The sequence below is a fragment of the Nonomuraea sp. NPDC048882 genome, from assembly GCF_040649755.1.
In the GTDB taxonomy this organism is placed as follows: Bacteria; Actinomycetota; Actinomycetes; order Streptosporangiales; family Streptosporangiaceae; genus Nonomuraea; species Nonomuraea maheshkhaliensis.
Map to the genome: position 1 here is coordinate 580,183 of NZ_JBEZGB010000003.1, position 11,430 is coordinate 591,612.

Annotated in this window: 11 protein-coding genes; 3 read left to right on the forward strand and 8 right to left on the reverse strand. The window is 72.5% G+C overall.

Annotated features, from left to right (window positions below):
- Positions 1-17: 17 nt before the first annotated feature.
- Positions 18-1,442, reverse strand: coding sequence for an NADP-dependent phosphogluconate dehydrogenase (gndA, locus tag AB0C27_RS12605; protein WP_357842048.1), 1,425 nt, complete (start codon positions 1,440-1,442; stop codon positions 18-20).
- Positions 1,443-1,516: 74 nt separating this feature from the next.
- Positions 1,517-2,209: an HAD family hydrolase gene (locus AB0C27_RS12610; RefSeq protein WP_346113881.1), complete on the reverse strand. Its 693-nt coding sequence runs from the start codon at positions 2,207-2,209 to the stop codon at positions 1,517-1,519.
- A 23-nt stretch (positions 2,210-2,232) separates the two neighbouring features.
- On the opposite strand from AB0C27_RS12610, the gene AB0C27_RS12615 reads away from it, so the two are divergent.
- The 3 genes from AB0C27_RS12615 (at position 2,233) to AB0C27_RS12625 (ending at position 6,523) form a co-directional block, all read left to right on the forward strand.
- Positions 2,233-2,874 carry an SDR family oxidoreductase gene (locus AB0C27_RS12615; protein WP_357842050.1) on the forward strand — a complete coding sequence of 214 codons (642 nt, stop codon included), beginning with the start codon at positions 2,233-2,235 and terminating at the stop codon, positions 2,872-2,874.
- Between the two features lie 4 nt (positions 2,875-2,878).
- Positions 2,879-3,913, forward strand: a complete 1,035-nt coding sequence (locus AB0C27_RS12620) for an aldo/keto reductase (RefSeq protein WP_357842053.1) — start codon at positions 2,879-2,881, stop codon at positions 3,911-3,913.
- Positions 3,914-4,006: 93 nt separating this feature from the next.
- Positions 4,007-6,523: an ATP-dependent Clp protease ATP-binding subunit gene (locus tag AB0C27_RS12625; RefSeq protein ID WP_357842056.1), complete on the forward strand. Its 2,517-nt coding sequence runs from the start codon at positions 4,007-4,009 to the stop codon at positions 6,521-6,523.
- 82 nt (positions 6,524-6,605) lie between these two features.
- Here AB0C27_RS12625 and ptsP read toward each other — a convergent pair whose 3' ends face one another.
- From ptsP to AB0C27_RS12655, 6 genes are read right to left on the reverse strand one after another with little or no spacing between them, the layout of a single operon-like run.
- Positions 6,606-8,297 (reverse strand): phosphoenolpyruvate--protein phosphotransferase, encoded by a 1,692-nt coding sequence (gene ptsP, locus AB0C27_RS12630; protein WP_357842059.1) that lies wholly within the window; start codon positions 8,295-8,297, stop codon positions 6,606-6,608.
- On the reverse strand, positions 8,290-8,571 hold the full coding sequence (locus AB0C27_RS12635; protein ID WP_357842062.1) for an HPr family phosphocarrier protein: 282 nt from the start codon (positions 8,569-8,571) through the stop codon (positions 8,290-8,292). The genes ptsP and AB0C27_RS12635 overlap by 8 nt, the downstream gene beginning before the upstream one ends.
- 10 nt (positions 8,572-8,581) lie before the next feature.
- Positions 8,582-9,586 (reverse strand): zinc-dependent dehydrogenase, encoded by a 1,005-nt coding sequence (locus AB0C27_RS12640; protein WP_357842065.1) that lies wholly within the window; start codon positions 9,584-9,586, stop codon positions 8,582-8,584.
- Positions 9,583-10,008 carry a PTS sugar transporter subunit IIA gene (locus AB0C27_RS12645; RefSeq protein ID WP_346111329.1) on the reverse strand — a complete coding sequence of 142 codons (426 nt, stop codon included), beginning with the start codon at positions 10,006-10,008 and terminating at the stop codon, positions 9,583-9,585. Before AB0C27_RS12645 ends, AB0C27_RS12640 begins: the two co-directional genes overlap by 4 nt.
- A complete protein-coding gene (locus AB0C27_RS12650; protein ID WP_357842068.1) occupies positions 10,001-10,309 on the reverse strand; it encodes a PTS lactose transporter subunit IIB in 309 nt (102 codons plus the stop codon). The genes AB0C27_RS12645 and AB0C27_RS12650 overlap by 8 nt, the downstream gene beginning before the upstream one ends.
- A 3-nt stretch (positions 10,310-10,312) precedes the next feature.
- The gene (locus AB0C27_RS12655) at positions 10,313-11,422 is read right to left on the reverse strand and encodes a PTS mannitol transporter subunit IICB (RefSeq protein ID WP_357842071.1); all 1,110 of its coding nucleotides are present in this window, start codon (positions 11,420-11,422) and stop codon (positions 10,313-10,315) included.
- Positions 11,423-11,430: the final 8 nt, after the last annotated feature.

Consider the following 11,430-nt stretch of genomic DNA (forward strand, 5'->3'; position numbering starts at 1 on the left):
TCGGACGAGTGAGAGGGCTACGCCGGCCGCTCCTGGCGGTCGCCGGACCAGTCGGTGTGGAAGGTGCCCTCCTTGTCCACCCGGTGGTAGGTGTGCGCGCCGAAGAAGTCGCGCAGTCCCTGCACCAGCGCTGCCGGGAGGCGGTCGCGGCGCAGCCCGTCGAAGTAGGCCAGGGCCGAGGAGAAGCCGGGCGTGGGCACGCCGATCTGGACCGCCGTGGTCACCACGCGCCGCCACGACTCCTGCGCGGCGTCGAGCGCGCCGGCGAACGTCGGGTCGGCCAGCAGCGTGGGCAACTGCGGGTCGGCGTCGTACGCGGCCCTGATCCGGTCGAGGAACTTGGCCCTGATGATGCAGCCGCCCCGCCAGATCGTGGCCATCGCGCCCAGGTCGAGGTCCCAGCCGTACTCCTTCGAGGCGGCGGCCATCTGGTCGAAGCCCTGGGCATAGGCGACGATCTTGGAGGCGTAGAGCGCCTGGCGTACGTCCTCGATCAGCTCGCGCCCGCCGACCCCGGACTCGTCGGGCCCGCGCAGCGACCGGGCCGCGGCTCGCTGCTCGGGGTGGCCGGACAGGGCGCGGGCGAACGTCGCCTCCGCGATGCCCGTCACGGGCACGCCCAGGTCGAGCGCGCTCTGCACGGTCCAGCGGCCGGTGCCCTTCTGCTCGGCCTGGTCGACCACGATGTCCACGAACGGCTTGCCCGTCTCGGCGTCGACCTGGTCGAGCACCTCGGCGGTGATCTCGATCAGGTAGGAGTCGAGCTCGCCCCTGTTCCACTCCCTGAACACCTCGGCCAGCTCGGCCGGCGTCACCCCGAGCGCCTGGCGGAGCAGGTCGTAGGACTCGGCGATGAGCTGCATGTCGGAGTATTCGATGCCGTTGTGGACCATCTTCACGAAATGGCCGGCGCCGTCGGGGCCCACGTGCACCGAACACGGCACGCCGTCGACCTTGGCCGCGATGTCCTGGAGGATCGGGCCGAGCGCCTCCCACGACTCCTTCGACCCGCCCGGCATGATGCTGGGGCCGTTGAGCGCGCCCTCCTCGCCGCCGGAGATGCCGGTGCCGACGAAGTGCAGGCCGCGCTCGCGCAGGGCGGCCTCGCGCCGCCGGGTGTCCTCGAAGTGCGCGTTGCCGCCGTCGACGATCATGTCGCCCGGCTCCATCACGGCGGCGAGCTCGTCGATCACCGCGTCGGTGGCCGCCCCCGCCTTGACCATGATGATCGCCCGCCGCGGCCGCTTCAGCGAGGCGACGAAGGCGGCGACGTCCTCCGAGGGTACGAACGTGCCCTCCTCGCCGAACTCCTTCACCAACTGCTGCGTGCGGCTGTGTGAACGGTTGTGCACGGCCACGGTGTAACCGTGCCTGGCCAGGTTGCGGGCCAGGTTGCGCCCCATGGTCGCCAGGCCGGTGACGCCGATGTCTGCCAAGTCCATCTCAGCTCCTCTGTGGGGAATACGCATGATCCAGCTCGGTGGTTCGGAGGGATATTCCCGCTCCGCCGCCACCGTCAGTCACTCTGCCGCACGCCGAGTTCGTCGAGGCGGTCCAGCATCTCGGCCGGATCGGCGTACACCAGGAACGCCCCCGCGCGCTCCAGTTCGTCCCTGCCATACCCGCCCGACAGCAGGCCGATGCCCAGCGCGCCGGCCCGGCGGGCGGCGAGCAGGTCCCAGACGCTGTCGCCGACCACCATGGCGTGCGCGGGATCGACCTTGGCCAGCGCCGCCCCGGCCAGGAACAGGTCGGGGTCGGGCTTGGCGCGGCGCACCATGTCGCGGGTGACCATGGGTGTGTCGTCCGGCAGCCCCAGCATGCCCAGGGCCAGCCGGGCCGTGCGGGCGTAGCCGCTGGTCGCGATGGCCCAGGGCACGCCGCGCGAGGTCAGCTCGGCCAGCAGCTCCGGCGCGCCGGGCAGCGGTCTGACCGAGGCGGCCTGCTGCTCGTACGCCTCGGCGTGGGTGGTCTGCAGCTCCTCGATCTGCTCCCGCGTCAGCTTGAGCCCGGTCTCCCGCAGTAGCGCGCTGACGAACAGCCCGCCGCTCATGCCGATGCGCCGGTGGATCCGCCACACCGACAGGTCGATGCCCAGCCCCGACAGCGCCTGACGCCAGGCCACCACGTGCTGGTAGACGCTGTCGATCAGGGTGCCGTCCAGGTCGAACAGGAACGCGGGCGTGGGTGCCTGCGGGAAGTCGCGCATGGGTCCATGACACCATGACGATTATGGGGATCATCATCGCGGGTGGCCACGGGCAGATCGGGCTCCGGCTGGCCGCCCTTCTCGGACCTGAGGCCACCGGGGTCGTCCGTAATCCGGCGCACGTCGCCGACGTCGAGGCCACCGGGGCGCGGGCCGTGGTGTGCGACCTGGAGCGGGCCGGTGTCGAGGAGGTCGCCCGCGTCGTCGAGGGCGCCTCGGCCGTGGTGTTCGCGGCCGGCGCGGGGCCGGGCAGCGGCACGGCGCGTAAGAACACCGTCGATCGGGGCGCCTCCGTGTTGCTGGCCGACGCGGCCGAGCGGGCGGGCGTGCGGCGCTTCGTGCAAATCTCCAGCGTCGGCGCGGGGAAGCCGCCCGCGCCCGGCGGGGACGAGGTGTGGGCCGCCTACATCAAGGCCAAGACCGAGGCCGAGGAGGACCTGCGGGCCCGCGACCTCGACTGGACGATCCTGCGCCCCGGCCGCCTCACCAACGATCCGGGCACCGGCCGGGTGCTGCTGGCCCCCGAGGTGCCGCCGGGCGCGGTGCCGCGCGACGACGTGGCCGCCGTCATCGTGGCGCTGCTGCGCGATCCGGGCAGCGTGCGGCGGACGCTGGAACTGGTGTCCGGTGACACGCCCATCGACGAGCTCGCTGGGGGAGAGTAGGACCGTGACGGAATATCGCGTACTCGGACGTACAGGTCTCAAGGTCAGTCCGCTCTGCCTCGGCGCGATGATGTTCGGCTGGTGGGGCGAGTCCGACCCCGGGGAGTCCGCCCGTATCATCGACAGGGCGCTCGACGCGGGCGTCAACTTCATCGACACCGCCGACGTCTACTCGCAAGGGCAGTCGGAGGAGTACGTCGGGCGGGCGCTGGCCAAGTCCGGCAAGCGTGACCAGGTGGTGCTGGCCACCAAGTGCCACGGTGTCATGGGCGAGGGCCCCAACGAGCGGGGCAACTCCCGCCGCTGGATCTTCCAGGCCGTCGAGAACAGCCTGCGCCGCCTCGGCACCGACTGGATCGACCTCTACCAGATCCACCGCTTCGACCCCGACACCGACGTCGAGGAGACGCTCGGCGCGCTCACCGACCTCGTCCGGCAGGGCAAGGTCCGCTACATCGGCAGCTCCACCTTCCCCGCCCACCGCATCGTCGAGGCGCAGTGGGCCGCGGAGCGGCGCTCGCTGGAGCGGTTCGTGTGCGAGCAGCCGCCGTACTCGGCGCTCGTGCGCGGCATCGAGGCCGACGTGCTGCCCACGATCGAGAGGTACGGCATGGGCGCCATCGTGTGGAGCCCGCTGGCCGGCGGCTGGCTCAGCGGACGCTACCGCAAGGGCGCCGACCAGCCCGAGACGCGCCGCTCGGACCGGCTGCCGCAGCGCTACGACATGACGATCGAGGCCAACCAGCGCAAGCTGGAGGCGGCCGAGCGGCTGGCCGTGCTGGCCGAGGAGGCCGGCCTCACGCTGATCGAGCTGGCGCTGGCGTTCACGATCAGGCACCGGGCGGTGACCTCGGCCATCATCGGGCCGCGCACCATGGAGCACCTGGAGAGCCAGCTCACCGCCGCCGACGTGCGGCTGAGCGACGACGTGCTCGACCGGATCGACGAGATCGTCCCGCCCGGCGTCACGCTCAACCCGGCCGACGCCGGCTGGCAGCCGCCCGAGCTGGGCGACGCGGGGCTGCGCCGCCGCCCGTGACCCGCCGCCCGGGACTGGGATGCTTTGCCGAGTCCTGACTATGAAGTGCGGCATGTGCGGCTAGATGTCCCCTGAGCGCGAAGGGGATATGCGATGTCGTACAGGTCATTCTTCGGAGGAGACCCGTTCCGAGGCTTCGAGGAGCTGACGGGCCGGGTCTTCGGCGGCATGGAGAGCTGGCCGCCGTCGCGGCCCGGCGTCCAGCGCGTGGACGTGGGCAGGCTGCTCAGCGCCTCCGCCAGGGAGGCGCTGAGCCGGGCGCTGGAGGTGGCCGGGCAGCGCGGCGCGCCAGACCTGGACGTGATCGACCTCCTCGACGCACTGATCGACGACGACGCGGTCAACGCCCTGCTGCGCGCGGCCGGGGCCGACCCCGGCCGGCTGCGCGACGGCATCGACGCCGCCGCCGGGCCGGGCCAGGCCGCCGAGCCGCCCACGACGCTCTCCCCGGCCGCCAAGCGCGCCGTCCTGGACGCCCAGCGGGTCTCGCGGGCGCTCGGGGCGTCGTACATCGGGCCGGAGCACCTGCTGCTCGCGCTGGCCGCCAACCCCGACTCCACCGCCGCCCGGCTCCTGCGCGAGCAGGGCGTCTCGGCGAACGAGCTGCAGCAGGCCATCCTGTCCGGCGCGGCCGGCGGCGGGAGCGGTCAGGGGGCCGGCCATTGGTCCGGTCAGGGGGCCGGCCGGCGGGCCTCGGACACCCCCTCGCTCGACGAGTTCGGCCGCGACCTCACGGAGGAGGCCCGTCAGGGCCGCATCGACCCGGTCGTCGGCCGCGAGGACGAGATCGAGCAGTGCATCGAGGTGCTCTCGCGGCGCACCAAGAACAACCCGTGCCTGATCGGCGAGCCCGGCGTCGGCAAGACCGCGATCGTGGAGGGCATCGCCCAGCGCATCGTGAACGGCGCCGTCCCCGACCTGCTGAAGGACCGGCGCGTCGTCGCGCTCGACCTGACCGGCATGGTGGCCGGGACCAAGTACCGGGGCGAGTTCGAAGAACGCGTCAAGAAGGTCGTCGACGAGGTGCGCGCCCACTCCGACGAGGTCATCGTCTTCATCGACGAGGTGCACACGCTGGTCGGCGCCGGCTCGGCCGAGGGCGGCATGGACGCGGCCAACATCCTCAAACCCGCCCTGGCCCGCGGCGAGCTGCACGTCATCGCCGCCACCACCATCGACGAGTACCGCAAGAACATCGAGAAGGACGCCGCGCTCGAACGCCGCTTCCAGCCGATCCTGGTCCCCGAGCCGACCGTGGAGCAGACGGTCGAGATCCTGGCCGGGCTGCGCGACACGTACGAGGCCCACCACCAGGTCCGCATCACCGACGAGGCCCTCGACGCCGCGGCCAGCCTCTCGGCCCGCTACATCACCGACCGGTTCCTGCCCGACAAGGCCATCGACCTCATCGACCAGTCCTCGGCCCGGGTACGGCTGCGCTCACGCACGCCCGGCATCGACGTGCGCGAGCTGGAGGAGCGCCTTGAGTCGCTGCGCCGCGACAAGGACCAGGCCGTCGCCGCCGAGGACTACGACCGCGCCAAGGAGCTGAGCGCGGAGATCGGCAAGGTCCGGCCGGAGCTGGAGCGGGCCAGGCACGGCGCCGACACCGTCCCGCAGGTCATGGTGGAGGACATCGCCGAGGTGGTCTCCCGCCGCACCGGCATCCCGGTCACCCAGCTCACCGAGCAGGAGCGCGAGCGCCTGATGCGCCTGGAGGAGCACCTGCACCGGCGCGTCGTCGGCCAGGACGAGGCCGTCACCGCCGTCGCCGAGGCCGTGCGCAGGGCCAGGGCGGGCCTGTCCGACCCGAACCGGCCGATCGGCAGCTTCCTGTTCCTCGGCCCGACGGGCGTCGGCAAGACGGAGCTGGCCAGGGCGCTGGCCGCGGCCCTGTTCGGGGGCGAGGACCACATGGTGCGCATCGACATGAGCGAGTTCCAGGAGCGGCACACGGTCTCCCGCCTCATCGGCGCGCCGCCCGGATATGTCGGGTACGAGGAGGCCGGCCAGCTCACCGAGGCCGTACGCCGCCGCCCGCACGGCGTGGTCCTCCTCGACGAGATCGAGAAGGCCCACCCCGACGTGATGAACATCCTGCTGCAGATGCTCGACGACGGCCGCCTCACCGACGGCCAGGGCCGCACGGTCGACTTCAGCAACGTCATCGTCATCATGACCAGCAACCTCGGCGCGGAGCTCATCCTGGAGGCCACGGGGCCGGTCGAGGACCGCCTGATGGACCTGCTGCGCCACACCCTGCGCCCCGAGCTGCTCAACCGCATCGACGAGACGATCATCTTCAAGCGGCTCGAACGCGACCAGCTCCGCCAGATCGTGGACCTGATGCTGGAGCGCACCCGGCAGCGGCTGCGCGGCCAGGACGTCACCATGGAGGTGACCGACGCGGCCAAGGACTGGCTGGCCGGGCGGGGCCATCAGCCCGAGTTCGGCGCCCGGCCGCTGCGCCGCACGGTGCAGCGGGAGCTGGACAACCGGCTGTCCACCATGCTGCTGACCGGGGAGGTCAGGGAGCACGGCCGGGTGACGGTGGACGTCGAGGACGACCGGCTCCGGCTCAGGGCGCACAACCCGGAACCGGCCACCTGACGTTTCGTTCCAGGGCGGCGGGCGCGCTCCCCCCGATCCGGCGGGCGCGCTCCCCCCGATCCGGCGGGCGCGCCCGCGCCGGTCACTCCAGCGCGGCGAGCGCGCGTTCGCGGCACTCCTCGAACGTCAGGGACGCCAGCGCCTCGCGGACGAGCGGCACGCACACGGGGGCCATGGACAGGCTCGTCACCCCCAGCCCGACCAGCAGGGGAGCGAGCAGGGGATCGCCCGCCGCCTCCCCGCACACCCCGACGGGCTTGCCCGCCTCCCGGCCCGCCCGCGCGCACATGGCGATGAGTTCGAGCAGGGCCGGTTGGCACGGGTCCAGCAGGTCGGCCAGAGAGGAGTGCTGACGGTCGGCGGCGAAGGTGTACTGGGCCAGGTCGTTGGTGCCGATGCTGAGGAAGTCCACCTCCTGCAGCAGCCGCCCCGCGCGCAGGGCCGCCGCCGGGACCTCGACCATCACGCCCACCCTGACGATGCCCTTGGCCCTGGCCCGGCGGGCGAAGGCGCCGGCCTCGGCCACGGTGGTGACCATGGGCGCCATCACCTCGGGCTCCGTGCCCGTCTCGCGCGCCGCCGCGGCGATCGCGTCGAGCTGGATGTCCAGCACGTCCGGCAGCAGCCGGTCCACCCGCAGGCCACGCACGCCGAGCGCCGGGTTGTCCTCGGCGGGCAGCCCGAGGAAGGGCAGCGGCTTGTCGGTGCCGGCGTCGAGCGTGCGCACGATCACGTGCTCCACCCGGCTGAAGACCTCGGCGTAGGCGGCGACCTGCTCCTCGAACGAGGGCGCCTGCTTGCGGCCCAGGAACAGGAACTCCGTCCTGAACAGGCCCACCCCTTCGGCACGCAGGTCGTCCGAGCGCAGGTCGGCGGCCGAGCCGATGTTGTGCAGCAGCTTGACGGGATGGCCGTCGGAGGTCCTGCCGGGACCCTGGCTGGCCGCCAGCCGCGCCCTGCGGGCCCGGTCGGCCTCGTTGACCTCGGCCGCCTCCGGCGTGGTGAGGCCGACGGCGACCTCGCCGGTGCCGCCGTCCACGCCGATCACCGTGCCGTCGCCGACCGCCATGATGCCGGCGCAGGCCACCACGGCGGGCAGGCCCCTGCCCCGGGCCAGGATCGCGGTGTGGCTGGTGGGCCCGCCGCGCTCGGTGACCAGGGCCAGCACGTCGGGGCCGAGGCCGGCGGTGTCGGCGGGGGAGAGGTCGGCGGCGGCCAGCACGTACGGGTGCCCGGGGTCGGGCAGGCCGGGCATGGGCAGGCCGAGCGCGAACGCCACCGCCCGGTGCCGCAGGTCGTCGAGGTCGGCCGCCCGCTCGGCCAGATAGCCGCCGAGCGACGCCAGGGCCTCGCGGTGGCCGGTGAAGGCCGCGTCCAGGGCGTGGGGGGCGTCGGAACCCTCCCCGGCCAGGCGTTCCGCCTCCTCCAGCAGCAGGGGATCCTCGGCGATCATGGCGAGCGCCTCCAGGATCTCCGCCGCCTCGCCGCCCGCCGCCTTGGCCCGCCGGTTGAGGTCGGCGGCCACCGACTCCAGCGCCCCTGAGACGGTGGCCGCCTCCGCGTCCGGGTCGGTGACGGCGCGGGGTGCGGGCAGCGCGGGGGGACCGGCCATCCGCAGCACCGGCCCGGCCGCCCGCCCCTGGCTGACGCCGAGCCCGCTGAGCCGCCCGGTGGCCCCGGTCCAGGGGCCGCCGGCAGTCCCGGAGCCGCCGGGCGGCGGCACCGCGGCCGCACCGGTCGCGGCGGTGTGGTGGGGAGCGGTGCTGTCAGGCATCGAGGGCCTCTTCCGAGTCCAGGTCGCGGGACAGCAGCGCCGCCAGCGTGTCCAGGGCCTCGTCCGCGCCGGGCCCTTCGGCCTCCAGTGTCACTTCCGTGCCGCGCACGGCCCCCAGGGACAGCACGCCCAGCATGCTCTTGGCCGGTACGGACTTCTCCCCGGCCCGGATCGTGACCGGCACGCCCACCTTGACCGCCGCCTGCACGAACAGCTTGGCCGGCCGCGCGTGCAGGCCGCTGGCCGAGGCCACGACCACCGTTCGCTGTGCCATCGCCTACCTCCTAGGGTTCGATCGTGACCTTGATGGCCGTACCCCGGCTGACGAGGTCGATCCCGTCGAGCACCTGCGGCAGCGGCAGCCGGTGGGTGATCAGGTCCGACACCGGCACGGCGCCCTCGGCCACCAGTTGCAGCGCCTGGGCGTTGTGGGCCGGGCTGGAGCCGTTCGCGCCGACGATGGTCAGCTCCCGGTAGTGCACCAGATTCGAGTCGAGCGCGATCACCGGGTCGTCCTTGGGCAGCCCGCCGAAGAAGCTGATCCGGCCCTGCCTGGCCGCCATCCGCACGGCCTGCTCCTGCGCCGCGCCGGAGGCCGCCGCCGTGATCACCACGTCGGCGCCCCGGCCGCCGGTCAGCTTCAGCACCTGCTCCACGGGGTCGGAGTCGATGACCGCGTCGGGATGCACGAGCTCGGCCGCCATCGCCAGGCGGCCCGCGTTGACGTCCACCAGGAACACCCGCGCCGCCCCGCGCGCCCGCGCCAGGCGTACGTGCAGGCAGCCGATCGGGCCGGCGCCCATCACCACCACGTCGTCGCCGGGACCGACGCGCGCCAGCGACTGGCCGTTGAGCACGCAGGCCAGCGGCTCGGCCACCGACGCCTCGGCGAACCCGACACCGTCGGGGATGGCGTTCACGCCGTCCACGGCCAGCACCTTCGCCGGGACGATCATGTACTCGGCGAAGCCGCCGTCGTAGTGGTAGCCCATCGACTCCTGGTTCGGGCAGACCGTCTGGCGGCCACGCCGGCACTCGGCGCACGTGCCGCACGGGATCGCCGCGATCACCTGCACCCGCGCGCCGGTGTCGACGACCTCGCCGGCGATCTCGTGGCCCATCACGCGCGGCGGCACGATGTGGTGATGGCCGAACTTGAAGATCTTGGCGTCGGTGCCGCACGTCGAGCAGTTCCGCACCCGGATCTTCAGCTCGCCCGGCCCGGCGACCGGCTCGGGCGCGTCCTCGATCCTGATGTCGCCCGGCGCGTGGAAACGCGCGACCTTCATGACAACTCCTTGATGACTTGTGAAACCTCGGTGGCCTCGCGCAGCGTCCTGGCCCGATCGGGGTCGAGCAGGATGTCGGCCAGCGCCGCCAGCAGCGGCACGTGCCCGTCGCCGGCGGCCGCGATGCCCACGCACAGCGTGACGGGCTCGCCGTCCCAGTCGACGCCGCCGGGGAAGCGCACCACGCAGATGGCGTCGCGCTTGACGTCCTCCTTGGACGCGGCCGTCCCGTGGGGGATGGCCACGCCCTCGCCGACGTACGTGGAGATCGTCCGCTCGCGTTCGAGCATCGCCTCCACGTACGACGGCGCGACCGCCCCCACGTCGACCAGCGCCTGCCCGCAGCGGCGGATGGCCGCGTCGCGGTCGGGGGCGCTCTCGTGCAGCAGCACGGCGCGGGGGTCGAGCAGGCCGTCACGCATCGACGGTGCCGCCGTTCTTGATCGTGTTCACCAGCTTGGTCACCGCCGGGTCGCCCAGGAAGATCTGGAACGACACCAGCGGCTTGCCCGGGGCGGCGGCCTTGGCGCGGGCGGCCAGGCCCGTGTGGCAGACCACCACGTCGGCGTCCTCGGGGATGGAGTTGACCGGGGTGTGCTCCACGGTCACGCCCGTCCCCTTGAGCTGCTTCTTGAGCGTGGAGGCGAGCATGACGCTGCTGCCCATGCCCGCGTCGCAGGCCACGATGATCTTGTGGATGTCCTTGCTGTCTATGCCGGCCATGGCTCAGCTCTCCTTGGTTGCGGTTTCTTCTGTCGCGGTGGGCTCGGGCTCCTCGGGCTCCGCCTTCTCGCCCCTGCCGAAGCCGAGCAGGAGGGCGGCGACCGCGAACGACACGGCCGTCGCGACGAGGATGCCCAGGCTGGAGCCGAGCCAGCCGCCCTTGGGGGTCACCGCGAGGTAGGCGAAGATGCTGCCGGGCGACGGGGTGGCGACCAGGCCGGCACCTGTGATCATGAACGTGAAGACCCCGGCCGCGCCGCCCGCGATGACGGCCACGATGAGGCGGGGCTTCATGAGGACGTACGGGAAGTAGATCTCGTGGATGCCGCCGAAGAAGTGGATGATCATCGCGGCCGGCGTGCTCGGGCGCATCGCGCGCGGCCCGAACAGCAGGTAGGCCAGCAGCAGCCCCAGCCCGGGGCCGGGGTTGGACTCCAGCATGAACAGGATCGACTTGCCCTGCTCGGCGGCCTCGGCCACGCCCAGCGGGCTGAGCACGCCGTGGTTGATGGCGTTGTTGAGGAAGAGTACCTTGGCCGGCTCGATCAGCACGGAGGCGATCGGCAGCAGATTGTTGACGATCAGCCACTCGACCGCGTTGCCCGCGGCGGTGGTGATCGTCTGGACGACGGGGCCGATGGCGTACATGCCGACCACGGCCATCGCGCCGCCCACGATACCGGCGGAGAAGTTGTCCACCAGCATTTCGAAGCCGGCTTTGGTCCGCTCCTCAGTGAACTTGTCCACATATTTGATGATTAGGGCGGCGAGCGGGCCGATGATCATGGCGCCCAGGAACATCGGAGAGTCCGTGCCCACTACGACGCCCATGACCGCGACCGCGCCGACGACCGCGCCGCGCTGCCCGTGCACCATCCGGCCGCCGGTATAGGCGATGAGGATCGGCAGCAGCATCTTGATGATCGGATCGACCATCTTGGCCAGCGTCTCGTTGGGCAGCCAGCCCGTCGGGATGAACAGCGCGGTGATCAGGCCCCAGGCGATGAACGCGCCGATGTTCGGCATGATCATGCCGGCCAGATGGCCGCCGATGCGCTGAATGGTGGCCTTGACCCCGGTTCCGGTGACCCGAGGTGTGTAGGTGTCGGCCATGGACGTGC

Coding starts and splice junctions, on each gene's coding strand:
- AB0C27_RS12615 (WP_357842050.1), top strand. CDS start 2,233: ATGGGGATCATCATCGCGGGTGGCCACGGGCAGATCGGGCTCCGGCTG.
- AB0C27_RS12655 (WP_357842071.1), bottom strand. CDS start 11,422: ATGGCCGACACCTACACACCTCGGGTCACCGGAACCGGGGTCAAGGCC.
- AB0C27_RS12625 (WP_357842056.1), top strand. CDS start 4,007: ATGTCGTACAGGTCATTCTTCGGAGGAGACCCGTTCCGAGGCTTCGAG.
- AB0C27_RS12610 (WP_346113881.1), bottom strand. CDS start 2,209: ATGCGCGACTTCCCGCAGGCACCCACGCCCGCGTTCCTGTTCGACCTG.
- AB0C27_RS12635 (WP_357842062.1), bottom strand. CDS start 8,571: ATGGCACAGCGAACGGTGGTCGTGGCCTCGGCCAGCGGCCTGCACGCG.
- AB0C27_RS12640 (WP_357842065.1), bottom strand. CDS start 9,586: ATGAAGGTCGCGCGTTTCCACGCGCCGGGCGACATCAGGATCGAGGAC.
- AB0C27_RS12645 (WP_346111329.1), bottom strand. CDS start 10,008: ATGCGTGACGGCCTGCTCGACCCCCGCGCCGTGCTGCTGCACGAGAGC.
- AB0C27_RS12650 (WP_357842068.1), bottom strand. CDS start 10,309: ATGGCCGGCATAGACAGCAAGGACATCCACAAGATCATCGTGGCCTGC.
- gndA (WP_357842048.1), bottom strand. CDS start 1,442: ATGGACTTGGCAGACATCGGCGTCACCGGCCTGGCGACCATGGGGCGC.
- ptsP (WP_357842059.1), bottom strand. CDS start 8,297: ATGCCTGACAGCACCGCTCCCCACCACACCGCCGCGACCGGTGCGGCC.